The sequence below is a fragment of the Streptomyces sediminimaris genome, from assembly GCF_047049295.1.
In the GTDB taxonomy this organism is placed as follows: Bacteria; Actinomycetota; Actinomycetes; order Streptomycetales; family Streptomycetaceae; genus Streptomyces; species Streptomyces sediminimaris.
Genome location: NZ_JBJWOT010000001.1, coordinates 259,891 through 285,828, shown reverse-complemented (window position 1 = coordinate 285,828; position 25,938 = coordinate 259,891). Strand labels below are relative to the sequence as shown.

The window sequence follows — 25,938 nt, the reverse complement described above, 5'->3', positions numbered from 1 at the left end:
CGTGAAGAACTGCGAAAGAAGTGGCTCATGGCCTTACCGACGTCCGGCGTCATCACCCTGCACATCAACGGCGAGAAGTTCACGCTGCCCGTCGAGCACCGCACCACCCTCCTCGACGCACTGCGCGAGCGGCTCGACCTGACCGGCACCAAGAAGGGCTGCGACCAGGGCCAGTGCGGCGCCTGCACCGTGCTGGTCGACGGCCGCCGGACCGTGGCCTGCCTGCAGTTCGCGGTGGCGGCGGAGGGACGCGACATCACCACCATCGAAGGCGTCGCCGACGGTGAGCGGCTGCACCCCGTCCAGCAGGCATTCCTCGAACGGGACGGCTACCAGTGCGGCTACTGCACGCCGGGACAGATCTGTTCGGCCATCGGCGTACTCGCCGAGCACGCCGCCGGGTGGCCGAGCGCCGCGACGGACGACCTGCGACCGGAGGCGGGGCCACCGCCGCTGACCGCCGAGGAGATCCGGGAACGGATGAGCGGCAACCTGTGCCGGTGCGCCGCCTACGCCTCGATCGTGGAAGCCGTCGCCCAGGCCGCCGAAGTCCCCGCCGCGCCGCGGGCCGGCGCCGGGCCGAACGCGAAGGAGCAGGCGGCATGAGGGAGTTCGCCTACCAGAAGGCCTCCGACGTGCCGGGTGCCGTCGCGCTGCTCGACGCCGACCCCGACGCCCGTTTCCTGGCCGGCGGTACCAACCTGGTCGACCTGATGAAGAGCGGCGTCGAGCGGCCCACCCGGCTCGTGGACGTACGGGAGCTGCCTCTGGACCGCGTCGAGACGGCACCGGACGGCGGCCTGCGCATCGGCGCCACGGTCACGAACAGCGACCTCGCCGCCCACCCCGAGGTACGGCGCCGTTACCCCGTGCTGGCGCAGGCGGTGCTGGCCGGCGCCTCCGGGCAGCTGCGCAACATGGCCACCGTCGGCGGCAACCTCCTGCAGCGCACCCGGTGCGCGTACTTCACCGACGTGACCAGGCCGTGCAACAAGCGCGCCCCGGGCAGCGGTTGCGCCGCCGTCAGGGGCGAGCACCACAACCACGCCGTCCTGGGCGCCTCCGAACACTGCGTGGCCGTGCACCCCTCGGACATGGCCGTCGCCCTGGCCGCCCTCGACGCCGTGGTGCACTTCGAGACCGCCGACGGGCCGGACGCGCTGCCGCTCGGCTGGCTGTACCTGCCGGTCGGCGAGACGCCGCACCGCGAAACGGCCCTGCCGCCCGGCGCGTTGATCACACACGTCGGCCTGCCGCCGGCCCCGGTCGCCGCCCGCTCCCGCTACCGCAAGGTGCGCGAGCGCGCCTCCTACGCCTTCGCCATCGGCTCCGTCGCGGCGGCACTGGACGTCCGCGACGGCGTGGTGCACGACGTACGCCTGGCGTTCGGCGCGGTCGCCTCCCGCCCGTGGCGGGCACGCGCGGCCGAACGGGTGCTCACCGGAGCGCGCGCCGACGCGGAGACCTTCGCGGCCGCCGCGGACGCCGAACTGGCCGCGGCCCGGCCGCTGGCGCACAACGAGTACAAGGTGGCCTTGATGCGGAACCTGACGACGGCAGTGCTGAGCGAACTCGCCGAGGAGGCCGGCCGATGAGCGCGCCCACCGTGACCGCCGCGGCGACCCGTGCCGTCGGCCGGGAACACGTCCGCGTCGAGGGCCGCGACAAGGTCACCGGAGCGGCCCGCTACGCGGGCGAGGTCCCCTTCGCCGACCTCGCCCACGGCTGGCTGGTGCTGTCCACCGTCGCCCGCGGCCGTATCGAGGAGATCGTCACCGATCCCGTCCTCGAGATGCCCGGCGTACTCGCGGTCCTGCACCACGGCAACGCCCCGCGCCTGGAGACCGACTTCGTCGGCCTGATGGGAACCAGGCCCGATCCGACCTGCGCCGTCTTCCAGCACGACCGGGTGCCGCACGCGGGCTGGCCGGTGGCGCTGGTGGTCGCCGAAACCTCCGAGCAGGCGCGGGAGGCCGCGGAGACGCTTGTCGTCCACTACGAACAGCAGCACCACGACGTGGAGTTCACCGCGGCGGACCCGGCGGCGTACCCCGTGGACGGCCACATGCCGGCGATCACGGACAAGGGGGACCTGGAGGCCGAACTCGCCGCGTCCGCGGTCGTGCTGGACGCCGAGTACACCACGCCGGAAGAGCACCACCACCCGATGGAACCGCACGCGGCCACCGCCCGCTGGGACGACGGCCGCCTGGAGGTGACCGACTCCAACCAGGGCGCCACCTGGGTCGTCTCGGAGCTCGCGAACATCTTCCGCCTCGATCCGGCGTCGGTGCGGGTGCGCTCCGAACACGTCGGCGGCGGCTTCGGCAGCAAGGGGGTGCGCGCCCACCAGGTGGCGGCCGTCATGGCCGCCAGCGTCCTGGGACGCCCGGTGCGCGTCGCGCTGACGCGCCGCCAGATGTTCACGCTGGCCGGGCACCGCAGTCCCACCATCCAGAGGGTCCGCCTCGGCGCGGACGCCGACGGGCGCCTGCGCGCCCTGGACCACCGCTCCCTCAGCCGCACCTCCACCGTGTACGAGTTCGTCGAGCCGAGCGCGGGCGTCGCCCGGGTGATGTACGACGCGGACGCCCATCACACGGAGAACAAGGTCGTACGGCTCGACGTGCCCAGCCCCACCTGGATGCGCGCCCCGGGCGAGGCGCCGGGGTCCTTCGCCCTGGAGGCCGCGCTCGACGAACTCGCCGAGAAGTGCGGCATCGACCCCATCGAGCTGCGCCTGCGCAACGAACCGGACAAGGGCCCCGTCTCCGGCCTGCCGTTCGCAAGCCGCAACCTGCGGGCCTGCTTCGAGGAAGGCGCCCGCCGCTTCGGCTGGGACCGGCGCGATCCGCGGCCCGGCGTGCGCCGCGACGGCCGCTGGCTGCTCGGCACCGGTACCGCGGGCGCGTCCTTCGGGGCCGGCGCCGCTCCGTCGACCGCGTCGATCACCGCCGAGGCCGACGGCCACTTCACCGTCCGCATCGCCGCCGCGGACATCGGCACCGGCGCCCGCACCGCCCTCACCCTCGTCGCGGCCGACGCCCTCGACGTCCCCACCGAACGCGTCCGCGTCCGCGTCGGCGACAGCGCGTTCGGGCCGGCGATGATCGCCGGAGGCTCCATGGGCACCCGCTCATGGTCCTGGGCCGTCACCGCCGCCGCGGGCGAACTGCGTGAACGGCTGGTGCCGGGCATGCAGATCCCCGAGCAGGGCATCACCGTGCGCTCCGACACCACCGAAGCCGTCGCCGCGCTCGTCCGCAAGGAACGCCACTCCTTCGGTGCCCAGTTCGCCGAGGTCGCCGTCGACCCGGCCACGGGGGAGGTGCGCGTACGGCGCATGCTCGGCATCTTCGCCGCGGGCCGCATCGTCAACCCCCTCACCGCGCGTGGCCAGTTCACCGGGGGCATGATCTGGGGCATCTCGATGGCCCTGCACGAGGAGGCCGCGCGCGACGGGCACTTCGGCGGCCTCGTCGGTGCCGACCTGGCCGGCTACCACGTGGCCACGCACGCCGACGTTCCGCACATCGAGGCGGACTGGGTGGACGATCCCGATCCCGAGGACCCCGTCGGCATCAAGGGCATCGGCGAGATCGGGGTCGTCGGCGCCGCGGCGGCCGTCGCCAACGCCGTCTGGCACGCGACCGGTGTGCGCCACCGCGGGCTGCCCATCCGCCCGGACCGCGTCCTGACGGCGGGCCCCCGTGCTTGACCTCCTGCCGGAGCTGGGACGCCTGCTCAAGGACGACCGCGCTGTCGCCGTCGCCACCGTCGTGGCCGTCGGCGGCAGCGCCCCCCGCGGGCCCGGCGCCTCGCTCGCCGTCGACGAGGAGGGCACCGTCACCGGGTCGGTGTCCGGCGGCTGCGTCGAGGGGGCGGTCTACGAGCTGTGCCGGCAGGCGCTCAAGGACGGCCACAGCGTGCTCGAGCGGTTCGGCTACAGCGACGAGGACGCCTTCGCCGTCGGGCTGACCTGCGGCGGGATCCTCGACGTCGTGGTCACCCCGCTGCCCGCGGGCGCGCCGCTCAGGGCCCTGCTGCGTACCGCCTGCGACCTCGCGGCGACGGGTGAGGCGGTCGCTCTCGCGCGCGTCGTGCGCGGCCCGGCGGCCCACCTGGGCGCCGGCCTGCTGGTGCGCGCCGACGGCTCGTTCGACGGCACGCTCGGCGGTCGCACCGATCTCGACGTCACGGCCGCCGCCGAGGCCCGGGCCGCCCTCGACACGGGCCGTACCGGCACCGTCGAACTGTCGGAGGACGGCTCGCACTGCCCCGGTGGACTCACCCTGCTGATCGAATCGAGCGTGCCGCCGCCCCGGATGATCGTCTTCGGTGCCGTCGACTTCGCCGCGGCGCTGGTCCGAGCGGGAAAGTTCCTCGGCTACCACGTCACCGTGTGCGACGCCCGGCCCGTCTTCGCCACCCGGGCGCGCTTCGCCGAGGCCGACGACGTCGTCGTGGACTGGCCGCACCGCTACCTGAGAGGAACCACGACCGACGCCCGCACCGTGCTGTGCGTCCTCACCCACGACGCCAAGTTCGACATCCCCCTGCTCGAGGTCGCGCTGCGTCTGCCGGTCGCGTTCGTGGGCGCGATGGGCTCGCGGCGCACCCACGCCGACCGCCACCGGCGCCTGCGCGAGGCGGGGCTGACGGAGACCGAACTGGCCCGCCTGCGGTCGCCCATCGGACTCGACCTCGGGGGCCGCACCCCCGAGGAGACGGCCCTGTCGATCGCGGCGGAGATCGTGGCAGCCCGGCGGGGCGGGAGCGGTGTTCCGCTGACCGGCTCCGCAAGGCCCATCCACCGCGCCGACCTGGCCTGAGGTGCCGCGGGCGCAAGCCTTTCCGAGTGAGCGAGTGAGCGAGTGACCGGGCGACCGGGTGACCAGGCGACCCGCGGTGCCGTATCACGCGGCCTGCGGGTCTCCGGGGCCCAGGGACCGTCGGATCACTTCTACTACATGTAGTAGATTGAGCTGACGGCCACCACCGGTTCACCGTGACGTCATTCGCATGTCATCGCGGGCGTGGGACTGGCCGGCGGCGCCGGGCTGTCCGGGTCGCCTCGCTGACAGGGAAGGACGTGCCCATGACCGCGGCCGCCACCGCGCAACTGGCCTTCGACGGGTCCGGTATGGACGGGTCGCTGTTCACCTCCATCACGGACTTCGCCCGCGACACCAAGTGGCTGAACACCCCCATGGAAGTGTGGACCAACCTCGGCCTGGGTGTGTTCGCGATACTCATGGTGATGGGCTGGTGGAAGGCCCGCCGCCGGGGGACCGAGGCGATGACCGTCGCCCTGGCCGCGCCGGTCGCGGTCGTCGTCGCCTTCGCCGCCGCCGAGGTCGTCAAGAAGATCGTGGCCGAGGCGCGGCCGTGCCGGTCGATGCCCCACGCGTACCTGGTCGACTCCTGTCCGGCGCCGTCCGACTACGCCTTCCCCAGCGGACACACCACCGTGGCCGCCGCCACCGTGGCCGCCCTGTTCCTGCTGGACCGCCGGCTCAGCGCCATCGCCGCGGTGTTCGGCGTGCTGGAGGGCTTCTCCCGGGTCTACGTCGGCGACCACTACCCGCACGACGTCCTCGGTTCCGCGATCGTCGCCCTCCCCGTCGCCTACCTCACCAGCCTCGCGCTGCGCCGCTGGGCCACGCCGCTGGTCACCAGCCTGAACCACGGCGCGCTGCGCCCGCTGCTGAGCGCGGAGCCCCGTGGCGGTGGCGTAGCGCAGCACACTCCCTGACCACGACCAGAAGACGATCCGCGCCGGGCACCGACGTGCCCGGCGCGGATCGCCGTTCTAGGTCCTGTCCCTCCTGACCGGGGCCGGACCGTCCGCGCTTCGAGTCACCTCCACGCGGACGCCTACCGGCGGAGCGTCACATCCCCCGGGCCGTGACGTCCGCGGCGTACACCAGGGCGACCCGGTGGTTGTACTGGATGGTGTACATCGACTTGGCGCCGGTGACGACCGTGCCGCTGGAGGCGAAGAAGTCGTCCGTGCGGGCCGGGGGCCGGGTGGCCACGTAGGCCTGGCCGGGCGGGACGCTGTACATGCTCAGCGGGGACTGCGTCGAGGGGGACAGGCCCGACGGGTACTCGGAGGCGTCGGGGTAGCTGGAGCCGTAGACGGCCACCGGGGAGGTGCCGGCGGCCGTGACCACCCGCACGCCGTGGGCCGGTGCGGTGTTGCAGCCGTGCGGGTTGTAGAACCACACCTTCGCGCCGCTGTACCAGATGGCGGTCCAGTCGCCGTCCTGACCGGCGACCACGAACTGCTGTCCGGCCTGTGCGGTGCTGCCCCAGTCGTTGATGCGGTCGGTGCCGGGCGCGCCCGGGTGGATCGCCTGGTCGCCGAAGAGCGGGGCGGTGGCGCTGGGCGCGGTGCGCAGGTGGACGAAGTCGGACGCCTGTGTGCTCTCGGTGCAGGCGGTGGTGGCGCCGGTGGGGTCGTCGGAGGGACAGATCTGCACCGTCTGCTGGTTGCGGGCGAAGCCGGGGGCGATGGTGACCACCGAGCCGACGGGGCCGACTCCGTGCCGTCCGGTGCGCACGCCGAGCAGGTTCATGAAGTGGTTCCAGTCCCAGTACGGGCCCGGGTCCCAGTGCATGCCCGCGACGAGGGACGACTTCGGCCCGGCGACGTTGTCGTGGCCGATGATGTGCTGCCGGTCCAGCGGGATGTCGTAGCGGGCGGCGAGGTACTTCACCAGGTCGGCCGTGGCCTCGTACTGGGCTTCGGTGTACCAGGTGGCACCGTGCGCGGCGTAGCCCTCGTGCTCGATGCCGATCGAGTGCATGTTGGTGGAGTAGTTGCCCGCGTGGAAGGCCAGGTCCTTCGTGGGCACCATCTGCGTCACCGCGCCGTCGGAGGAGCGCATGACGTAGTGCGCGGCGCCGCCACCGGGCGTCTGGAAGGTGGAGATGGCGGCGTCGTAGGAGCCCTCGGTGTCGTGGATGACGATGGTGTCGATACGGATGCCGTTGGCGGGGCGGTCGGAGACCTGGCCGTTGGACGGCGACGCCGGGACGAAGACGCAGTCCAGGGTGGCGGGACACTCGACGTCCGTGTCCGCCGCCGCCTTCAGGTGCAGGGCGGCCAACTGGTCGGTGTCCGGGCGGACTTCGCTGTCGGCACCGAGGCTCATGTGCCGGCCGTCCGCGGTGGTGCGGGCGGCACCCTTGCGCAGGGTGGCGAAGACCCGGTCGGCGAAGGCCTCGGCGCCCTGCCGCCGCGTCGACTGGCTGTACCGGGCCACAGCCGCGTACCAGTCGCCGGCGTCGGTGGAGGTGCGGCCGGCGGCCTTCTTCTGGTACGAGGCGAGCAGCGCCGCGCCGCCGCGGATGTTGGCGGACGGGTCGGTGCGCAGCTTCCCGGCGGGCAGCCCGGTCAGGCGCGCGGCGGCCTGGAGGGTGTGCAGGGCCGGGTCCGCGGCCATGGTGGCCAGGTCCCCCCGTCCCGCCGCGCCCGCGCCGCCCCCGGCCAGCATGGCGGGGGTGACGTCCGTCAGATGCATCGGCCCGTAGCCGCCGTCCGCGCTGTGCCGCCCGGCATGGGTCTCCCAGGCGGACTCCTGGTACGCCACCGCCATCAGGACCTCGCGCGGTACGTGGTACTCGTCGGCGGCCTGCGTGAAGTCCTGTTCCAGCGTGGTCGCCGCCGAGCCGGTGTCGTCGGTGGCCAGAGCGTTCGCCGGAACGGCCATCGTCGCCGCGACGACCAGTGTGGCACTCGCGGCCAGCAGGGCTCTGCGGCGGCGCCGTGACGCGTCCGCGCGCCCGGCAATTCTCGTGGTCATGGAATAGTCCCCGAAGCTGAAGAGAGCGAATGAGTGGGAGGGACCGGGCCGGTGGTCGTACGGCTGCGGCCCGGCGACAGCATGTCCTCGCCACGTCGGATGTGGATGATCCCCCTCCAGGCGAACCGGCGTCAACCTCGGCCAGCCGAGGCCCACTTGGGGCCGCGGCCCGCCCCGCGGCGCCCGGCGGCGCACAGGCCGCGGGGGATCTCGTCGTACGGGGCGCGCCGTTCGGGCGCGATCGGCAACACCGCGCCGGAGTCCGGGCCGCGCTGAACCGGCCGCCGCGCGAGGGGCCACGCGGCGGCCCGGCGTTCCGGGTTCCCCTGAGCGCGGGACCCCGGAACGCCGGGGCCGCCCCCGCACCCAGCAGGTCCCCGGCTTCAGGCACCGATCATGTTGTAACCGCCGTCGGCCATCAGGAACCCGCCGGTGATGTGGTGGGCGTCCTCGGTGGCCAGGAACAGCGCGGCGCCGGCCAGCTCCTCCGGGCCCGGGATGCGGCCCATGGGCGTCATCTCGCGCAGCCGGTCGCCGCGCCCGCTCTTCCAGTCCGCGCGCTCCAGCGTGGCCGGCGTCTCGATGAACCCGGGGGCGAAGACGTTCACCCGCACCGCAGGGGCGAAGGCGTGGGCGTAGGACTTGGTGAGGCCGATGATCCCGTACTTCGCGGCGGCGTACTGCGGTGCCCGCGCGCTGCCGCGGGCCACCACGGTGGAGCCGATGTTGACGATGGCACCGCCGCCCTCCTGCTCCAGCATCCGCGCCCCGAACTCGTGCGTGCACAGCAGCGTGCCCTTCACGTCGACCGCCAGGACGTGGTCGACGGACTCCTCCGTGAGCTCCCGCCAGGACATCTGCTCCCGTGCCACGTCACCGACGTTGTTGATCGCGACGTCCAGTCGGCCGAAGTGGCTCCACACCGCGTCGGCCATGCGCCTGATCTGCCCGTGCTCGGCGATGTCGGCCTGCACCAGGAACGCCTTGCGCCCGAGGGCGGTGACCCGCTCGGCGGTCGCCTCCGCGCCCGCGCGCGAGCTGCGGTAGTGCACCGCGACATCGGCACCCTCCTGGGCGGCGCGCACCGCCAGCTCGGCGCCGAATCCGGTACCGGCGCCGGTGACCAGCACGGTCTTGCCGGTGAAGCGCCGGGAGGTGGTGGTCATGAGAACTCCGTTCGACAGTGGGATCGTTGAGCGGATCGAGACGTCATACAAGGGTGCGGCCGCCGTCCCCGTACAGCACCCGTCGGGTCACGAAGCCGGACCCTGGGCGGGGAAAGAGGAGGGCGAGACCGGCCGTGACGTTCCACGCCGTCCGCATGCCGGAACCGGATACCGGAGGACTCGATGAAACTGGTGACGTTCGACGCGGGCCCGGAGGCCGCACGTGTGGGCCGCCTCGACGGCGACACGGTGGTCGGACTCGACGTCCCGACCACCCGGCAGTATTTCGAGCGCCAGGGCAACGTCCCCGAGACGGGCCGGACGTACCCCCTGGCGGACGTGCGGCTGCGCGCGCCGATCGTGCCCAGGAAGTTCTTCCACACGGCCGGAAACTTCCGGGAGCACCACGATGACCTGGCCCGCGTCGACTGGTCCCACCCGGTCAACAAAGGCATCGTGTTCTTCCAGAACGTCGACGCCGTCATCGGCCCCGAGGACGACATCGTGTACCCGGCCAACCTGACCCGGGAGCTGGACTACGAGCTGGAACTCGCCGTCGTCATCGGCAGGCCGGGCAAGTTCTTCACCGCCGAGCAGGCCGTCGAGCACATCGCCGGATACCTGGTCTTCAACGACATCACCGCGCGCGACATCCAGCGCAAGGAGATGGAGTCGGGTGTCTTCTCCTTCTGCAAGGCCATCGACACCTTCTGCCCGATCGGCCCGTACATCGTCACCGCCGACGAGATCGGCGACCCGCACCACCTGGACATGGAACTGCGTGTCAACGGCGACGTCCGGCAGAAGTCGAACACCTCCCGCATGTCGGTGTCGATCCCGCAGCTGGTGGCCTACCACTCCCCGCAGACCTACAGCGCGGGCGACCTCATCACCACCGGTACCGTCGCGGGCGTCGCCGCGAGCACCGCGGACCCGTTCGCCCACTACCTCAAGCCCGGCGACGTGGTCGAGGCCGAGATCGAGAAGCTCGGCGTGCTGCGCAACCGGGTCGTCTCCTGGCACGACGCCTACGGCACCCCCGAGCCGCCGGCCGGACAGTGGGCGTGACGGCACGGGACCGGCGGGGCCGCGTATCTCCGCAAGAAGTGCACCGTCGCGGATCCGCGGACATGGGACCGCCGCACAGGGGCATCCGAACACGAAGCCGAAAGCGTGGAGCGCGCGGCCGTCTTCGGCTCGCTCCCCTGACAACTTGGAGTGTCCAATGCCCGGTTACGGCGGTTCATCTGCCACGTCCTCCGGATCGCGCACCAACGGCATGGCGATCGCGAGTCTGTGCTGCGGCATCGTCGGGTTGTTCTTCCTGAACATCATCCTGGGCCCCTTGGCCATCGTCTTCGGTGCCGTCGCCCGCCGACGGACGGCGGCGGGGAACGGCACCGGAATGGCGACAGCCGGCATCATCCTCGGCGTCGTCGACGTGGTCCTGTGGGTCGTGCTCCTGGCCGTCGCCGCCAACGGCGGGTCCGGCTGGTACGTGGGCGGCTAGAGAGTTCCGCCGGCGCCGGTTGCGCCGGCGCGTGACGGCTCTCGTGGGCCGCGCCGCGCCGGGAGGGTTCGGCGTCCCTGCGTGGTCGCTGAGCGGCGGACCGAACGCGCGCCCCGTCAGCGGTCACCGACGGAACGCGGAAGCCCGAGGCGCCTCCTGCGCCGCACAACCAGGCCGAGCGCCATCCCGGCGAGAAGAAGGACCGCCCCGGCGGCCAGCCATCCCCAAGGGCTGTACTCGTCGACGCACGACTGACCGGCGGTTGTCGTCGTGCAGACGTTCCCCGGGCCCCCGCGGTTGAGGTAGGCCACGTACAGCAGGGGCACGCCGAGCCCGGAGACCAGGCCCGCGAGCCCTGTCCGGCAGCCGCGGCGGGTGGCGAGGAAGACGGCCGCCGCAAGGGCGACGGGCAGCAGGAAGACACCGACGGTGAGCACGCTCAGCAGTCCGAGCGAGGCGAGGCCGCCCACCAGGAACCATGCGCAGAACCACGGCCACACGCTTCTTCTCATGCGCCCCTCCATCACGGCGTCGGGCACCGGCACGGCACCGTCCGGCATGATGTCGCTACCCAGCACGCGCGGCCCGCAGCCCACAACGGCCCACCGGGCGTGCAACGGTCGTGCGTACACGCGGGCCCTGGAGTGAGGACGGCCCGCGCGGGCAGGTGGACCACGACATCGAGGACGGCCCGCCGACCAGGCAGGGGTGCCCGGCGGGAGAGCGGTGGTGTGAGGATGCCTGAACCATCGACGGCGGTACCGCCGTCGGGACCGGACGGGCCGGACGGCAGCGAGAGGCGGACGCCGCCGTTGCGGCCCGGCGCCTATGACCCGGCCGACTACGCCGATTGTGTCGTACGGAGCGCCGAGGCGGCCGGTGTGTCGCCCCTGCTCGTGATGACCGTGCTGCACAACGAGGCGTACAAACCGCACCACCCTGTGCTGGAACGGCTGTGGCAGTGGTGGAAGCCCGAGGCGTCGTTCGGGGTGGCGAACATGCACCGTGCGACGTTCGAGCAGGTCCGGCGCGCGCACGGCCTGTCCGGGCGGTGGCAGGACCTTCGCGACGACCCCGCTCTCGCCATCCACGCCGCGGCCCTGTACCTGAAGGACCTCGACCAGATCCTCCCCGAGCGGCACGTCCGCCGTTACACCCGAGCCGAACTGCTGGCCCTGGGCTACAACGCGGGCGGACGCAACATGCGGGCGTTCGCCCGAGGCGTGCCGCCTGGGCCGATGGCCCGGTCTTACCTGCGCCGTTTCCGAGCCCATCGAAGCCGGGCGGCCGCCGTCCTCGCGAACGGCGGCCGGCCGCGCGGCACCGCGGCGGAATGAGCGCTTTGAACTCGTCGACCAGCGCCCGGCCTCCGCGCGAGTCCAGGACCTGTGCCGCACGAAGCCTCAGGACCTGTGCCGCACGAAGCGGAGGTGGGCGAACCGCTCGCCGTCGCGTGGCGCGCGGGTCCAGGACCGGGTGGTGAAGGTGGGGAGCCTGCCTCGGGTCAGGGCGAAGCGGGGGAGCGACAGGCCGAGTTCGGTGTGCAGGGCCTGCAACAGACGCAGTTCGCGGTCGGGTCCGGTGTCCCCGGGGCGGAACAGCCGTGCGGGGTCCAGCGCCTCGGGTATCGCGCCGGAGCGGTGGACCGCCTCGCCCTGCACGGTGAACGCGTAGAGCTCCTCACCCTGTTCGGCCACGGAGAGGTGCAGCGCGCCCGGGTGGCGTTCCGGCACAGCGTGTCCGGGGTCACGCCAGATCACTACGGCGCGGCCGGAGGAGGAGGCGGCCCGAGCGGGGGACCGGAACCGTCTGTCCAACCAGTGGTGGGAGTAGCCGTCGAAGGCGAAGGCCCACCCTTCGGTGGTGCGGCCGACAGCGACCACGGCTCGGTCCTCCCAGGGTTCCACGCCCTCGCGTTCGTGGGCGTGGGGCGCCCGCCAGGACGCCGTGCGCGGCTCGACGGGCGCGCTGAGTCCGGCGCCCTCCTCGCCGATCAGGGCCGGCAGACGGGCGGGGTCGAGTCCCTCGACCCAGACGCAGCGGTATCCGTCGATCCCGCGCTGGTGCACCGCGGGATCGCTGAGCCAGGCCAGGCCCGGCGGGTCGAGATCGGGTACCGGATCGGGTGCGGGCCCTCTTTCCCCGGCCCGTGGGGTCGCGAGGAGTTCCCGCCCGCGCTCCGGGGTGAGCAGCGGGCCCAGGACGGGATCGGCGAGCAGGCCGACGGGGGCGATGAGCAGTGGCCCGGGAGCCTCCCAGCGGGGAAGAGCGTCCCGCAGCACCCGCCACGCGGCGTCATTGGCTCCCCAGCGGGCCAGTTCCCGGGCCTCGGTGACGGCCTGGCCCCATGGACCGCCGGGCGCGTAGCGATGGGTGCCGTTGCGTACCGCGCTCAGTACGGCCTCGGCCGTCTTCCGGTCGGCGCCGCGGGCGGCCATCGTCCTCAGCCAGTGGTCGTCCCCGCCCGGCCGGTGTGCGCCGGGTGCTGTCGTCATGGCTTCCACGGGGAGGATCTCGGGAGCGTAGCGCGCGTCGGCCACCAGATTGCCGTAGCCCGGGCAGTCGGGCGGGCTCAGCAGGTGCCGCAACTGGTCGAGCAGGGTGGCGCTGCGCGGCCGCCCGAAGGCCCGCGCCTCCTCGAGCAGGGGCAGGGCCTGTTCGTACCGTCCGCGCAGGGCGAGCAGGCGGGCCTCGTCCACCTGGACGTCCTGGGCGATCGTGGTCGCGTTGACGAAGCCGGGTCTGTCCGCCCGGTTGGCGTGGAAGTGGCGGTACATGGCCTCCATGTACGCGCGGAACGACCGGTGGCGCTCGGGCGGTTCACCGCTCCAGCCCTTGTAGACATAGAGCGCCCACTCGCCGTCCTCGTCGCGGTCGCCCGGGTCGAGCAGGGCGTACGACGCGTCGGAGTCCGTATCCAGGCGCAGCGCCCGCCGCCACATCCCGGCCAGCAGGACGTCCTCCTCGCTCGGGTCGTCGCCCAGGTTCTCCTGGTACAGCGAGGTCAGGTCGTGGGGGTCGGTGAACCAGTCGATGTCCGCGGCGCCACCGAGCTGATAGATCCCGGCCGTCTGGTCCACGTGCCAGCCGTCGCTCACGGCCAGGAACTGCCGGTAGGAGGCGGGCAGCCGCCGGCCCAGCCGCTCCTCCGCCGCGGTGATCGCCGCCTCGTCCGCACCGGGCCGGCCGGGAGGCGTGACGGGCCGGTCGCCGGTCTCCGCCGCCTTCTCGTCCTCGTCCTCGTCCTCGTCCTCGTCTGCGCGCGGTACCCACTCCTCCTGCCAGCGGCCCAGGAAGGTGTGCCAGGTGAAAGACTCACTGCTCATGGTCGGATGGTGCCATCCAGCACTGACATTGATGCTGATACTCAGGTTCCGGTGGTCGTGGCCCAGGCACTGACTGACGCCCTGCTGGGCTGTCCTCCCGCTGTTCAACGGCGCCCGGCGCCCTCGGCAGGGCAGGTGCCCTCTGTCGGCGGCTCGCGCCGAGCTGGGGCTCCGGCCAGGACGCCAGGTGTGCCGCCGCAGCGAGCGCCGAAGAGATCGACGCCTGTCTCCGTCATGCCTGCCTGCCCTGCATGCCGTGCGGCGTTCGCTGTCAGTGCCGCGTGGCACGATCACAGGCGTGGCATTCATGGATGAGGGCACCATCGCGAGACTGGCCGACGAACACGGCGTACCCGCCGACGTGGCAGGGGAGTTGGCAGGGCTGCTGCGGCCTTGCGTCTTCCTGGTGACGTACGAGGACCTGCCGGAGGGACGCCGGGCGGATGCCCGCCCGGCCGGGCGGACGGGCGGGCTGCCCTCGCTCCCGGAGGGCGTCGAGTGGCCCGAGGGGGTGCCCTTCGCGCTGGCCGTCGGCTGCGCGGCCCTCCCGCGTGACGCCATCGACATCGAACTGCCCCTGGACGGGCAGCTGTTGTTCTTCACCACCTTCAGGTACGAGCCGGAGGACTCGGCCGTCCTCCATGTCCCCACCGGCGTCCCGACCACGGAGCACGCGCTGCCGAAAGAGCTGGACGGCCAGGAGGCCGTGGCCTATGAGCCACGCGTGCTGTACCCCGTGCCCGGTCTGACCATCGACCATGACTGGTACAACGCGCCCGCGGCCGCGGCGTTCGGGGACGGCGGCTCGGACCGCCATGAGGTGCTGGACCGCTTCGTCGAAGCGGCCGTCGACAGCGTCCCGGGCGGATCCCCGTCCAACTCCGTCGCGCAGATCGGCGGATTCTCCAACCAGTGGCAGGTGCCGCCTGACGAGAACGGCCTCGTGCTCCTGGCCCAGATAGCCGGAAACGGCGTCGACCAGGGCCTGTTCACGCTGAACCTGATCGTGGGCGCCCGTGAGGACATCGCCGCCGGGCGCTGGGACGAGCTTCAGTACGAGCAGCAGTACTGAAAGAACCGGGCGGTCTCCTGCGCGGCCGAGAATGGCCCGGCGAAGCCTGTCGTGGCAACCCCGGTGGACACCGGCCCGGCCCCGGACCGGGCGCCTACGGAACCACGGGGAGCCGGCGACGGGCGAGCGCGGTGCGTGTCGTCCGTCGTGGCGGACTGCCCGCGTGGCTGCCGGTCGTGCCCATGGCCTCGTGCTCACGCCCGCGGTCGCGGAGCGATCTCCTCGATCAGGCCCTCCACCAGCTTCCTGATCTCGTCCCGGATGGGCCGGACCGCCTCGACGCCCTGGCCGGCGGGGTCGTCGAGCCGCCAGTCCAGGTAGCGCTTGCCGGGGAAGACGGGGCAGGCGTCGCCGCAGCCCATGGTGATGCAGACGTCGGATTCCTTGACGGCGTCCGGGGTGAGCATCTTCGGGACCTCGGCGGAGATGTCGACGCCGACCTCGGCCATGGCCTCGACGGCGGCGGGGTTGACCTGTTCACCCGGGGCGGACCCGGCGGAGCGGACCTCGACGCGATCCCCGGCCAGGTGGGTCAGCCACGCCGCGGCCATCTGGGAGCGGCCGGCGTTGTGGACGCAGACGAAGAGCACGGAGGGCTTGTCGGGCATCAGTGGTCTCTCTCGGTCTCGCGCGCCTGTACGGCGGCGGAGGGAGGGTGCACACATCAGCACCCGGTGATGTCAGTCATCAGTGATGTGACAGTATCAGTGCATGCTGACGTCAGTCGACGCTGATCTGCTCCGGGTCCTGGCCGACCCGCTCAGGCTCCGGATCGTCACCCTGCTCGCCGAAGAGACGCTGTGCACCACCCATCTCGTGGCGGAGACCGGTGCCCGGCAGACCAACCTCTCCAACCACCTGAAGGTGCTGCGCGAGTCCGGGGTGGTGGAGACGGAACCGTGCGGCCGCTTCACCTACTACAAGCTGCGCGCGGACGTCCTGGCGTCGCTCGCCGGCCAGTTCGCCGACCTGGCCGAGTCGGCCCGTACCGCCGCGGGCAACAAGCGGTCCTGCCCCTGACCCCTCGCCGCCCCGGCGACCGCACCGAGGAGACCTGTTGACCACCACGCACGAGCCGGCCGCGGAACCGGCGCTGCCCGGCACCGCTCCACAGCCCGCACCGGGCGCCACTCCGCCCCGCCGACCGCTGGCCGCACGCGCCGCCGCCGAACTCATCGGCACCGCGGCCCTCGTCGCCGTCGTCGTCGGCTCCGGCATCCAGGCCACCCAGCTCACCCGGGACGCGGGTGTGCAGCTGCTCGCCAACTCCCTGGCCACCGTCTTCGGCCTCGGTGTCCTGATCCTCTTGCTCGGCCCCGTCTCCGGCGCGCACTTCAATCCCGTGGTCACACTGGCCGAGTGGTGGACCGGCCGGCGCGGCGGCGCCGGCGTGACGATGCGTGAGGCGGCCGTCTACGTCCCGTCGCAGATCGCCGGCGCGATCGCGGGCGCGGTCCTGGCCGACGCGATGTTCGGCAGGCCGCTGGTGGCGTGGTCGACCCACGACCGGTCGGCCGGACACCTGCTGCTGGGTGAGGTGGTCGCGACGGCCGGCCTGGTCCTGCTGATCTTCGGTCTGGCCCGCACCGATCGGCTGCGTTTCGCCCCCGTGGCCGTCGCCTCCTACATCGGCGCCGCCTACTGGTTCACCTCCTCCACCTCCTTCGCCAACCCGGCGGTGACCATCGGCCGCACCTTCAGCGACACCTTCGCGGGCATCGCGCCCGGGTCACTGGTGGGCTTCATCGGCATGCAGCTGATCGGCGGTGTGATCGGACTGGCCCTGGTGTCCCTCGTGTTCCTGCCCGGACGGGAAGCCGCCGAGTGACACGCCTGCGGCGGGCGGTGATCGGCGCTGGAGCGGTGTTGACGGGGCGAGTTCCTGCCCCGCTGGTCAGGCCGCGGCCGGTGCGATCGTCAGCAACCTGCCCATCGCGACCAGCACCGACGGCTCAACCCGGTAGTACACCCAGGTGCCACGCCGCTCGGACGTCAACAGCCCGGCGTCCTTGAGCTTCTTCAGGTGGTGCGAGACGGTCGGCTGCGAGACGCCCACGTCGGAGATGTCGCACACGCACGCCTCGCCGCCGTCGTGCGAGGCGATCGCCGTGAACAGACGCAGCCGCACCGGATCGCTCAGCGCCTTGAACATCCGGGCGGCGGCCACGGCCTCCTCCGCGGTGAAGGGGCGCTCGGTCAGCGGCGGGCAGCACGGCTCTCCGGCCTCGGGGCCGAGCAGGGGAAGCGCCTTCGTATTCGGCATGCGTCTATGTTGACATACGTCAAATCAATGGGGCCGGGGAGCGTGGTGCGGACCGCCTGCTCGCCCATCCCGGGCCGTACCGGCTGTCTCGAGCCGCATCGCCCGCCCCTTGCCCGTATCGCCCGCCCCGACTCGTATCGACCGCCCCGAGCCGCATCGCCCGTACGGCCGCCCGCTTGATTAGATAAATGTCTATGTTGACGCTCGTCGATGCGGGTGTCATTCTGGGCGGGCAAGACATCGACAGACGTCGAAATAAAGGGGAACACCGTGAACGCGCCCACCACCCGGCTGCCCGTCGTGGTCATCGGGGCCGGCCCCGTCGGCCTGGCCGCCGCCGCTCATCTCGTCGAGCGCCACCTCGAACCGCTGGTCCTGGAGGCAGGTCCCTCAGCCGCCACCGCGGTACGCGACTGGGCGCACGTCCGGCTGTTCTCCCCGTGGGCGGAGGTCACCGACCCCGCCGCCGAGAAGCTGCTCGCCCCCACCGGCTGGATCCGCCCCGACGGCGCCACCTACCCCACCGGCGGCGACTGGGCGGCGGACTACCTCCAGCCCCTGGCCGACGTCCTCGGCGAGCGGGTCCGCTACGGCGCGACGGTGACCGGTGTCGCCCGCGCGGGACGGGACCGCGTCGTCGATGCCGACCGTGACCAGCAGCCCTTCACCGTCCACATCGAAACGGCCGACGGCCGCGAGGAGCGCCTGACCGCCCGCGCCGTCATCGACGCCTCCGGCACCTGGACCGTGCCCGGCCCCATGGGTGCCGACGGGCTGCCCGCCCTCGGCGAGAAGCCGGCAGCCGGCCACATCTCCTACCGTGTCCCCGACCTGGAGAACCCGGCCGTCCGGGCCCGCTACGCGGGCAGGCGCACCGCCGTCGTCGGGTCCGGAGCCTCCGCCTTCACCGCCCTCGCCCACCTCGCCGCCCTGGCCGAGGGCGAGCCGGGCACGCACGCCGTCTGGGTCCTGCGCCGGGGCATCGGTGCGAACACCTACGGCGGCGGGGAGGCCGACCAGCTGCCCGCGCGCGGCGCCCTGGGCCTGCGGGCCAAGGCCGCCGTCGAGGCCGGGCACGCCGACGCGGTCACCGGTTTCCGTACGCGGGCGGTCGAGCGCGACGGCGGCCGGATCGTTCTCGTCGCCGAGGACGGCCGCCGCCTGGACCCGGTCGACGAGGTGATCGTGCTGACCGGCTTCCGCCCGGACCTGTCGTTCCTCTCCGAGATCCGCCTCGGCCTCGACGAGCGCCTCCAGGCTCCGGCCGCGCTGGCCCCGCTCATCGACCCCAACGTCCATTCCTGCGGCACCGTCTATCCGCACGGCGTGAACGAACTGTCCCATCCCGAACCGGGCGTCTACCTGGTCGGCATGAAGTCCTACGGCCGCGCCCCCACCTTCCTCGCCATGACCGGCTATGAACAGGTCCGCTCCGTCGCCGCTGCCATCGCCGGTGACCGCGAGGCCGCCGAACGCGTCGAACTCACCCTGCCCGAGACCGGTGTCTGCGGTGGCGCGGGCCTCTACGACGACCCCGACGCGGCCCAGGGCGGCGAAGGCGGAGGCTGCTGTGCGGCCCCGGCCACCCTGCAGATCGGCACCGGCGTACCCGCCGCGTCCGGGGGCTGCTGACGATCTGCCGAGGCCGGGCGCCCACGCGGCCGAGGCCGCGACCGGTGCGGGGGGACCGGCCGCGGTCGCGCCCCGCCGGCTCAGCCCGCGCCGCCCCCCGGCGTCACGAGACCGGTTTCGTACGCGACGATCACGGCCTGCGCCCGGCTGTCGAGGTCCAGTTTGGTCATCGTGCGGTTGAGGTGGGTCTTGACGGTGGCCTCGCTGATGAACAGCTGCTCGGCGATCTCGGTGTTGGACATACCGCGTGCCGTCAGCAGCAGCACCTCGCGTTCCCGGTTGGTGAGCGCCTCCAGGAGCGCGGGGGAGTCCGGGACCGGCTCGCAGCGCCGTACGTATGCCTCGATGAGCCTTCGGGTGACGCTCGGTGCGAAGAGCATGTCTCCGCGCGCGACGGCGTCGATCGCCCCCAGCAGCCGCGCCGGGCCGGTGTCCTTGAGCAGGAACCCCGACGCCCCGGCGCGCAAGGCCGCGTACACGTACTCGTCGAGGTCGAAGGTGGTGAGCATCAGAACGCGCGGCAACGGGCCCGTTCTCGCCGGGAGTCCGGACCCCGGCCGGGCGCCGGTGGCCTCCGCGAGGATGCGTTCCGTCGCGGTCGTGCCATCCATGCCCGGCATCCGGACGTCCATCAGGATCACATCGGGCCGGACATCCGCCGCACAGGCCACGGCCTGCTCGCCGTCGGCCGCCTCACCGACGACCTCGACCCCTGGCGCGGCCCGCAGCAGCGCGACGAGCCCTGCGCGGATCAGGTCCTGGTCGTCGACCACGAGCACCCGGATCATCGCCGCAACCAGTCTCCTCAACTCGCGGCGTGCGGCTCGGCGGGAAGTGCCAGGCGTACGCTGAACCCCCCTCCGGCACGCCGGCCGACGTCCAGTGTTCCGCCGTAGAGCCTGGCGCGTTCCCGCATTCCGATCAAGCCGTGTCCGGACGTCGGCGGGACGTTGGCCGGAAGCGAGCGCCGTGGCCGGCCGTCGTCGGTGACGGTGATCGTCAGCTGCTGAGGGCCGTAGGCGACGACCACCGTGGCGTGCGCGGGGCGGGCGTGTTTGATGACGTTGGTCAGGGCCTCCTGCACCACGCGGTAGGCGCACAGCTCGATGCCGGGCGCCAGCGGCCGGGGCGTCCCGCGAGTGTGCAGGTCGACGGGGACACCGGCGGCCCGGACCCGCTCGGCCATCTCGCCGAGACGTGACAGGCCGGGCATCGGCGTGTACGGCCTGGTCCCCGGGGCACCGTCGTCCGGGCGGTCGGTGTCGTCGTCCGTGCCGTCGTCGGCGTCGGTGCGCAGCAGTGTCAGCATGCGGCGCAGTTCGCCCAGCACCTCCTGGCTGGTTTCGTTGATCGTCCGGATGGCCGCACGGGCGGTGTCCGGCGCGCTGTCGAAGACGTAACTCGCCATTCCGCCCTGCACATTGATCACCGACATGTGGTGGGCGACCACGTCGTGCAGCTCCCGGGCGATGCGCCGCTGCTCCTCCGCGATCGCCCGGCGCGTCCGGTCCCGCTGTTCGCGGCGCAGCTGCTCCGCCAGCTCGGCGAGCCGGTCGGCGCGCCGGGCCGAGACCCGGGCGGCGACGCCGAAGCGGCAGCCGACGGCCGGGAAGACGATCGCCTGGGCGAAGACGGCGGGCGTGGGCTGGCCTGCCCGCCAGCCGGCGTACACCCAGACGGCGCCCACCAGCGCCGCGCAGACGGCTGCCGGGCGCCACGGACGCAGCGAGGCGACGGTGTACAGCGCGAGGAACGGGCCCATCGAGTTCACGACGGGCCAGTAGTCGAACGCGATGAACAGGACCCAGGCCGCGCTGCTGATCGCGAAGACCGTGAGAGGATTCCGCCTGCGTGCCGCGAGCGGCGCGTTGACCAGACATGTGAGGGCGATGCCCAGGGCGTCCTGGGGCTGCCAGTCAGGTCCCCGCTCGGGTTGGTGGCCGAGCAGTACGGCGACCACCGTGAAGGCCACCGCGATCGTGACGTCCAGGAGCCACCGCTGTCGTGGTCCGATCAACTGTCTGGTCCTTCCCACGGCCGCAGCGTACGGGCACGGCGGGCGGGAATCAGGGCAGGAAGTGCGCAGTCGTGGCCGCCGCAGGCGCAGAAGCAGCCGGACGGCGTGCCGCTCCACGTGCCCCGGCAGTCGGCGACGGACGGGGTAGCGGCGTGTGAGGCCGTCGCGGGTACGTCCAACCCGAGAGCCGCGGGCGCTCCATGCACCTCCTGACGAGGAACCCCTCGACGCGAGCCACTGTGACCCGCGCCGCGTACACCAGGGTGCGCGTCTCACCGGCGTCCGCCGGCCGGCCGTGTGCCAGCTGCCGGCCTGGCGGACGCGGTGCCCCCCGGCAGCGCCACCGCGGTGACGACGAAGGCCGCGCAGAGGGAGGTGAGCATGGCTCCCCCGTGGTCATGCTCTTTCCCTGTGATGGACGTGCCGTGGCGCCCCTGGGCCGTCCGCCCGGCCGTCGGCTCGCGGCGTGCTCCCCTTCGACAACGACGCTAGGGCAGCGGCCCGGACCGATCATCAGACCGCCGGTTGACGATCCCGGTAAACCTTCGCGGTACTCCGGCCCCGCCGCCCAACCGTGGTTGCAGCCGGCACCAGGCGGCGGAGCAGATCCGTCCTCCGGCGTGAACAACGTGGCAGCGGCCGGAAGCCCGGGCCTGGATATGTGTCCGCCCGGCGCGGGTACCCGTTGTCCGCGGTGGAGGTGAACCATGGACGCGAGAGTCTCCCTGGGACGCGTCGCGGGTCTCCGCTTCGGAGCCCACTGGAGCGTCCTGGCCGTCTTCGTGCTGATCGCCGCCGGGCTGGCGCAGGGTCGCCTGCCGGTGGCGCACAGCGGGCACACGGCCTGGGTCTACTGGGGAGTCGGCCTGGCCACCGCTGTCCTCTTCCTCGCCTCGCTGCTCGCTCACGAGGTGGGTCACGCTGTCGTGGCCCGGCGCAACGGCGTGCCGGTCGACGGCATCACGCTGTGGCTGCTGGACGGCGCCCGGCTGCGCGGTGAGGGGCCGTCACCGGGCGTGGAGTTGCGCATCGCCGGTGCGGGACCGCTGGTCAGTCTGTTCCTCGGTGCGCTGTTCGGCGCACTGGCCGGCCTGTTCGCCCTGTTCGACGCAGCCGGTCTGCTGGTGGAGGCGGTGGCCTGGCTCGCCGGGATCAACGTTCTGCTGGCCCTGTTCAACGCCCTTCCCGCAGCCCCGCTGGACGGCGGCCGGCTGCTGCGCGCGGCGGTGTGGCGTCGCAGCGGCGACCCGCTGCGTGCCACCGTCCTCGCCACGGCCGTGGGCCGGGTCATGGGCTGGCTCCTCGCCGGGAGCGGCTTGTACCTGCTGTTCCTGGGTGCCTCGTTCAGCGGCATCCTGCTGGCCGTCGTCGGATGGTTCCTCATCGCGACGGCGACCGCCGGAGGCGGCCGGGCCGGAATGGGGGAGTTCCTCTCCGGCGTGTCCGTACGCGACGTGATGACGCCGATTCCGCCGACCGTCCCCGCCGGGGCGAGTGTCCGCGACTTCCTCGGCGGCTGCGCGGGTCACGACCCCCACGAGGCGGTCCTCGTCGTCGGTGACGACGGCCGCCCGATCGGGCTGATCACCGCGCAACGAGCCGCGCGAGCGGTTTCCGGGGAGGAACACACCACGAAGCTCGGGTCGGTCGTGGTGCCGCTCAGGGACCTCCCCACCGCGACACCGGACTGCCCACTGGTGCGGCTCCTGCCCCGGCTCGACGCCAGTCCCGTACGTCGGGTGGTCGTGCTGTCCGCCGACGGGGCTCCGGCCGGGATCGTCACCTCGTCCGACGTCAGCCGCCTGACCACGTGGCTGTCCTCCACCTCGCCATGGCCACGGTCGGCCGGGTCGTGGCAGTCGAGGAAGAAGGAGGTGCCCGCGGGATACGCGGAAGAGGGCGAGGGGGATGAGGGGGCACCAGGCGGGATGACGGGCTGAGATGACGGGGCGAGGGATGAGCAGGCGGGATGACGGGATGAGGGGTGATCAGGCGGGCATGGGCACAGGGGTAGGGGTGGCCCAGGCCGGCTCCCCGCGGGGCCGCGGCGTCACTCCGGCGCGCTGACCACGACCGCGTAGCTGCCGACCCCCAGGAGCGCCTCGCCCGGGATCTGCTCCTCGTCCGTCAGGAGATGACGGACGCGCCCTGATCGCTCGTCGAACTCGATGTCGGTCACGGTGCCCTTGCCGACACCCGTCTCGGTCAGCACCGCCTTCCCGATGGGGTCGTGCGTCGCATGGGCGGGGTCGGCGGGTTCGATGGTCTTCTCGTCCCGGAGCCGGCCCGCCTCCTCGACGGCGATCGCGTCGGGCCCGAACGCCTGGACGTGCGCCCATTCCAGGGTGTGGTGCCCGCGGCCCCGGGTCTTCAGGCGCAGCCCCGCGATGTGGGCCGGGGACGGAGCGACCGTGCACGCGGTGACCGTCGCGAGGGTGTCGGCCGAGCTGAGGTCCATGACGGCCCTGCCCAGGGCCTTGCTGAACAGCATCGTGCTCACTCCTCCCGCGCCTCGTGCCGGAGCCGGTCGCGCAGGCCTTCCGCGGCGGCGCCGAACCCTCCCAGGTCGCCCGCGCTGTGCTCGGCGGTGGCGTCCGGGACGAGCATCCGCTCCCGGGAGACGGTGACCGGGCCGGCCACCGGCAGCAGAATGTGGCGCTGCTCCGCGGTCTCGATCTCGTAGCCCGCCACCACCGGGGCCTTGCCGGTCTCGACGACGGCGTCGACGACGGTGCCCAGCCGCGTTCCGCTTCGGGTGGTGAGCGCCACACCCAGCACATCGGCTCCGCCCGGCTCGTCCCGGTCCGACCGGGCGGCCGTGTCGTCCTCCTCCAGCGTGGACTCGTCGCGCACCATGACCGCGTGCGGCCCCAGGGCGTGGACGTTGCTCCACAGCAGAGCGCGGTGCAGGGGGCCCGAGAGCAGTCCGCGGCCGGCCAGGGTGAAGCAGCGGATGCTGCCCGTCGGAGCGTCGAAGACGATGTCCTTGACCTGCCCGATGTCCTCCCCCGCCAGGGTCACCACCGGTTTCTTGATGATCTCACCGGCCCGCATGTAGACGGTCACGGCTGCCTCCTCACCGCTGAGGCCGACGGCCCTGCGCTATGACACCCCCGGAACGTCGCCGGGCCTGCAGCGACACGAGGGAAGCGGTGCCGGCCGCGGCAACCGCGAGAGCGATGATGAGCCAGATCCACCATTCCATCCCTGTGCCCCTTTGCTCCCGGTCTCCCTCCTTCCCTCCCGGTTCCCTGCTCCGGCCCGGATATGCGCGGCACGCGGTGCATGCCTACGGTCTCGACGGCACGGCGTACCCGCGAAGCCCGGCCGTCCGCGCCCGAGTCGCGCTGCCGCGAGCGGCGTTCACACCAGGCGGGCAAGGGCTGCCGAGACCAGCGCCGCCGTGCCGGTTTCGAGGGTGAGGCGGGGGCTGGGCAGGAAGCGGGGGGAGTGGTTGGCGGGGAGGGCGGCCAGTTTGGCGGCGGCTCCCGTGCCGGGAGCGGCGGCCCAGCGGGCGGGTCCGGTGGCGCCGAGCATCCAGTAGGCGCCGCGGATGCCGGGGTGGCCGTGCAGGTGGGCGCCGGCGCCGGTGAGCAGGGGAAAGTCGTCGGTGGCCGCGGAGCCGGGCCAGCCGGTGACACGGGCCGCGCCGAACAGCGCCCGGTGCGCCGCGCGCACGGTGGCGGTGAGGTCCGGGTCGGGCACGGTGGCGCGGGAACGGGAGAGCACCGTGAGCCGGACCCGGGACGGTACGGCAGCGGCGGCGGCCTCCTCGCGCACCGCGCGCTCCACCGCGGCTGTCGCGCGTTCCAGCGCCGGCTCGGTGAACGCTCTTATGGAGACGCGGAGTTCGGCGCGGGTGGGCAGTACGTTGGCGGACGGGCCGCCGTCGCCGGTGCGCAGGGAGGAGACCGTGACGACCACACGGTCCGCCGGGGACGCCGGCGAGGTGAGCCGCAGTACGGACGCCGCGGCGGCGCGCAGCGGGTCGGCGGCCAGGTGCGGGGTGGCGACATGGCCGCCGTCGCCCTCGAAGACCGCCTGCAACGCGGTGCTCGCGGCCAGCAGGGGCCCCTGCGCGTGGGCGACCATCCCGGCCGGGAACGGCGCGGTGTGCTGGGCGAGGACGTCGCCGGGCGGGGTGATCCGCTCGTAGAGGCCGTCCCGCAGCATGGCGTGGGCGCCGCTGAGGTTCTCCTCGGCGGGCTGGCCGACGACGAGGAGGGTGCCGCGCCAGCGGTCGCGCCGGCCGGCCAGCCAGCGGGCGGCTCCGGCCACGCAGGCGAGGTGGGCGTCGTGGCCGCACGCGTGCGCCACCGGTACCGGTTTCCCGTCGGGCCCGGGGGCGGTGACGGTGCTGGCGTAGGGGGCACCGGTGTCCTCGGCCACGGGCAGCGCGTCGAGCTCGGCGCGCAGCAGGACGGCGGGGCCGTCGCCGTTGTGCAGTTCGGCGGCGACGCCGTGGCCGCCGACACCGCGCAGGACACGGAAGCCGTCCGCCGCCAGCCAGTCGGCGAAACGGGCGGCGGTCCGCTCCTCGGCGCCGGAGAGTTCGGGGTGGCGGTGCAGGCCGACGTAGAGCTCGGTGATGGCGGGCAGCAGGGCGGCCAGACCGGAGAGCCCGGGACGGGAGCCGTCCGGCGGGTATGCGGGGACGGCGGTGGCGGGCCTGTCGGGCCGGTCCGGTCCGCCGGTGGTCATGGGCGTCTCGTGCCCGTCCGGTCCGCCGGCGGTCATGGGCGTGCCGCGCCTGTCGGGTCTGCCGGCGGTGGCGGGCGTGGCCGGCGTGTCTGGCCCGTCGGGCCCGCTGGCGGTGACGGGTCTGTCGGGCCCGCCGGCGGTGACGGGTCTGTCCGGCTCGTCCGGGCCGCCGGTGGTCACGGGCGTCTCGTACGCGTCCGGTCCGCCGGGGGAGGCGGGCTGTGCGGGGGCGGCCGGGCCGGTCGGTCTCAGGGGTGCCCCGGGTCTGCCGGAAGGGCTCTTCTCGGTGGTCACGGGTGTGGCTCCTGGTGGGTGTCAGCGGGGTGACAGCGGATGGCGAGGGGCGTGATCGGGCGGGCGCGTAGAAAGAGAGTGCTGAAGGGCCTGGGCGCGTACGACGCCCGCCGGGCCCCGGCGGCCGGACTGTCCCGTCCGGTTCA

The 25,938-nt window shown here is 73.1% G+C and carries 24 protein-coding genes; 13 read left to right on the top strand and 11 right to left on the bottom strand.

From position 1 onward, the window contains the following. Positions 1 to 27 precede the first annotated feature (27 nt). The 5 genes from ACJ9NR_RS01285 to ACJ9NR_RS01265 all read left to right on the top strand — a co-directional run bounded on the left by ACJ9NR_RS01285 (position 28) and on the right by ACJ9NR_RS01265 (position 5,755). The gene (locus ACJ9NR_RS01285; protein ID WP_412490255.1) at positions 28 to 606 is read left to right on the top strand and encodes a (2Fe-2S)-binding protein; all 579 of its coding nucleotides are present in this window, start codon (positions 28 to 30) and stop codon (positions 604 to 606) included. Then, positions 603 to 1,595 carry an FAD binding domain-containing protein gene (locus ACJ9NR_RS01280; RefSeq protein WP_412490256.1) on the top strand — a complete coding sequence of 331 codons (993 nt, stop codon included), beginning with the start codon at positions 603 to 605 and terminating at the stop codon, positions 1,593 to 1,595. Before ACJ9NR_RS01285 ends, ACJ9NR_RS01280 begins: the two co-directional genes overlap by 4 nt. Then, entirely contained in the window at positions 1,592 to 3,718 is a 2,127-nt protein-coding gene (locus ACJ9NR_RS01275; protein WP_412490257.1) for a xanthine dehydrogenase family protein molybdopterin-binding subunit, read from the top strand. Before ACJ9NR_RS01280 ends, ACJ9NR_RS01275 begins: the two co-directional genes overlap by 4 nt. After that, positions 3,711 to 4,832: an XdhC family protein gene (locus ACJ9NR_RS01270; protein WP_412490258.1), complete on the top strand. Its 1,122-nt coding sequence runs from the start codon at positions 3,711 to 3,713 to the stop codon at positions 4,830 to 4,832. The genes ACJ9NR_RS01275 and ACJ9NR_RS01270 overlap by 8 nt, the downstream gene beginning before the upstream one ends. Positions 4,833 to 5,098: 266 nt before the next feature. Further along, entirely contained in the window at positions 5,099 to 5,755 is a 657-nt protein-coding gene (locus ACJ9NR_RS01265) for a phosphatase PAP2 family protein (protein WP_412490259.1), read from the top strand. A gap of 136 nt (positions 5,756 to 5,891) precedes the next feature. Here the strand turns inward: ACJ9NR_RS01265 and ACJ9NR_RS01260 are convergent, their stop codons facing one another. Both ACJ9NR_RS01260 and ACJ9NR_RS01255 read right to left on the bottom strand, forming a co-directional pair. Then, the gene (locus ACJ9NR_RS01260) at positions 5,892 to 7,811 is read right to left on the bottom strand and encodes an N-acetylmuramoyl-L-alanine amidase (protein ID WP_412490260.1); all 1,920 of its coding nucleotides are present in this window, start codon (positions 7,809 to 7,811) and stop codon (positions 5,892 to 5,894) included. 383 nt (positions 7,812 to 8,194) lie between these two features. After that, a complete protein-coding gene (locus ACJ9NR_RS01255) occupies positions 8,195 to 8,977 on the bottom strand; it encodes an SDR family NAD(P)-dependent oxidoreductase (protein WP_412490261.1) in 783 nt (260 codons plus the stop codon). A 183-nt stretch (positions 8,978 to 9,160) separates the two neighbouring features. Between ACJ9NR_RS01255 and ACJ9NR_RS01250 the strand changes: the two genes are divergently transcribed. Both ACJ9NR_RS01250 and ACJ9NR_RS01245 read left to right on the top strand, forming a co-directional pair. Beyond that, positions 9,161 to 10,045 (top strand): fumarylacetoacetate hydrolase family protein, encoded by an 885-nt coding sequence (locus ACJ9NR_RS01250; protein ID WP_412490262.1) that lies wholly within the window; start codon positions 9,161 to 9,163, stop codon positions 10,043 to 10,045. Between the two features lie 157 nt (positions 10,046 to 10,202). Then, positions 10,203 to 10,487, top strand: a complete 285-nt coding sequence (locus ACJ9NR_RS01245; RefSeq protein WP_412490263.1) for a DUF4190 domain-containing protein — start codon at positions 10,203 to 10,205, stop codon at positions 10,485 to 10,487. A gap of 116 nt (positions 10,488 to 10,603) precedes the next feature. Here ACJ9NR_RS01245 and ACJ9NR_RS01240 read toward each other — a convergent pair whose 3' ends face one another. Next, positions 10,604 to 10,999, bottom strand: coding sequence for a hypothetical protein (locus ACJ9NR_RS01240; protein WP_412490264.1), 396 nt, complete (start codon positions 10,997 to 10,999; stop codon positions 10,604 to 10,606). A gap of 225 nt (positions 11,000 to 11,224) precedes the next feature. Here ACJ9NR_RS01240 and ACJ9NR_RS01235 point away from each other — a divergent pair, with 225 nt between their 5' ends. Further along, positions 11,225 to 11,824 carry a transglycosylase SLT domain-containing protein gene (locus ACJ9NR_RS01235; RefSeq protein WP_412490265.1) on the top strand — a complete coding sequence of 200 codons (600 nt, stop codon included), beginning with the start codon at positions 11,225 to 11,227 and terminating at the stop codon, positions 11,822 to 11,824. A 66-nt stretch (positions 11,825 to 11,890) separates the two neighbouring features. On the opposite strand, the gene ACJ9NR_RS01230 is transcribed toward ACJ9NR_RS01235, so the two are convergent. After that, positions 11,891 to 13,813 (bottom strand): SMI1/KNR4 family protein, encoded by a 1,923-nt coding sequence (locus tag ACJ9NR_RS01230; RefSeq protein WP_412490266.1) that lies wholly within the window; start codon positions 13,811 to 13,813, stop codon positions 11,891 to 11,893. A 307-nt stretch (positions 13,814 to 14,120) separates the two neighbouring features. Between ACJ9NR_RS01230 and ACJ9NR_RS01225 the strand changes: the two genes are divergently transcribed. Further along, on the top strand, positions 14,121 to 14,885 hold the full coding sequence (locus ACJ9NR_RS01225; protein ID WP_412490541.1) for a DUF1963 domain-containing protein: 765 nt from the start codon (positions 14,121 to 14,123) through the stop codon (positions 14,883 to 14,885). 194 nt (positions 14,886 to 15,079) lie between these two features. Here ACJ9NR_RS01225 and ACJ9NR_RS01220 read toward each other — a convergent pair whose 3' ends face one another. Further along, the gene (locus tag ACJ9NR_RS01220; protein WP_412490267.1) at positions 15,080 to 15,493 is read right to left on the bottom strand and encodes an arsenate reductase ArsC; all 414 of its coding nucleotides are present in this window, start codon (positions 15,491 to 15,493) and stop codon (positions 15,080 to 15,082) included. Positions 15,494 to 15,596: 103 nt separating this feature from the next. Here ACJ9NR_RS01220 and ACJ9NR_RS01215 point away from each other — a divergent pair, with 103 nt between their 5' ends. Together ACJ9NR_RS01215 and ACJ9NR_RS01210 are read left to right on the top strand one after the other, a co-directional pair. After that, on the top strand, positions 15,597 to 15,905 hold the full coding sequence (locus ACJ9NR_RS01215; protein ID WP_412490268.1) for an ArsR/SmtB family transcription factor: 309 nt from the start codon (positions 15,597 to 15,599) through the stop codon (positions 15,903 to 15,905). Positions 15,906 to 15,942: 37 nt separating this feature from the next. Beyond that, a complete protein-coding gene (locus ACJ9NR_RS01210) occupies positions 15,943 to 16,713 on the top strand; it encodes an aquaporin (protein ID WP_412490269.1) in 771 nt (256 codons plus the stop codon). A 66-nt stretch (positions 16,714 to 16,779) separates the two neighbouring features. On the opposite strand, the gene ACJ9NR_RS01205 is transcribed toward ACJ9NR_RS01210, so the two are convergent. After that, positions 16,780 to 17,148, bottom strand: coding sequence for an ArsR/SmtB family transcription factor (locus ACJ9NR_RS01205; protein ID WP_412490270.1), 369 nt, complete (start codon positions 17,146 to 17,148; stop codon positions 16,780 to 16,782). A gap of 270 nt (positions 17,149 to 17,418) precedes the next feature. Between ACJ9NR_RS01205 and ACJ9NR_RS01200 the strand changes: the two genes are divergently transcribed. Then, on the top strand, positions 17,419 to 18,780 hold the full coding sequence (locus ACJ9NR_RS01200; RefSeq protein WP_412490271.1) for an NAD(P)-binding domain-containing protein: 1,362 nt from the start codon (positions 17,419 to 17,421) through the stop codon (positions 18,778 to 18,780). Between the two features lie 80 nt (positions 18,781 to 18,860). Here ACJ9NR_RS01200 and ACJ9NR_RS01195 read toward each other — a convergent pair whose 3' ends face one another. Next, positions 18,861 to 19,568: a response regulator gene (locus ACJ9NR_RS01195; protein WP_412490272.1), complete on the bottom strand. Its 708-nt coding sequence runs from the start codon at positions 19,566 to 19,568 to the stop codon at positions 18,861 to 18,863. A gap of 17 nt (positions 19,569 to 19,585) precedes the next feature. Further along, on the bottom strand, positions 19,586 to 20,815 hold the full coding sequence (locus ACJ9NR_RS01190) for a sensor histidine kinase (protein ID WP_412490273.1): 1,230 nt from the start codon (positions 20,813 to 20,815) through the stop codon (positions 19,586 to 19,588). Between the two features lie 689 nt (positions 20,816 to 21,504). On the opposite strand from ACJ9NR_RS01190, the gene ACJ9NR_RS01185 reads away from it, so the two are divergent. Further along, on the top strand, positions 21,505 to 22,737 hold the full coding sequence (locus ACJ9NR_RS01185; protein WP_412490274.1) for a site-2 protease family protein: 1,233 nt from the start codon (positions 21,505 to 21,507) through the stop codon (positions 22,735 to 22,737). A gap of 110 nt (positions 22,738 to 22,847) precedes the next feature. On the opposite strand, the gene ACJ9NR_RS01180 is transcribed toward ACJ9NR_RS01185, so the two are convergent. The 3 genes from ACJ9NR_RS01180 to ACJ9NR_RS01170 all read right to left on the bottom strand — a co-directional run bounded on the left by ACJ9NR_RS01180 (position 22,848) and on the right by ACJ9NR_RS01170 (position 25,792). Then, complete coding sequence (locus ACJ9NR_RS01180; protein ID WP_412490275.1) at positions 22,848 to 23,288, bottom strand: PRC-barrel domain-containing protein; 441 nt, start codon at positions 23,286 to 23,288, stop codon at positions 22,848 to 22,850. A gap of 5 nt (positions 23,289 to 23,293) precedes the next feature. Continuing rightward, positions 23,294 to 23,863: a PRC-barrel domain-containing protein gene (locus ACJ9NR_RS01175; RefSeq protein ID WP_412490276.1), complete on the bottom strand. Its 570-nt coding sequence runs from the start codon at positions 23,861 to 23,863 to the stop codon at positions 23,294 to 23,296. Between the two features lie 297 nt (positions 23,864 to 24,160). Then, complete coding sequence (locus tag ACJ9NR_RS01170; protein WP_412490277.1) at positions 24,161 to 25,792, bottom strand: amidohydrolase; 1,632 nt, start codon at positions 25,790 to 25,792, stop codon at positions 24,161 to 24,163. Between the last annotated feature and the right edge of the window lie 146 nt (positions 25,793 to 25,938).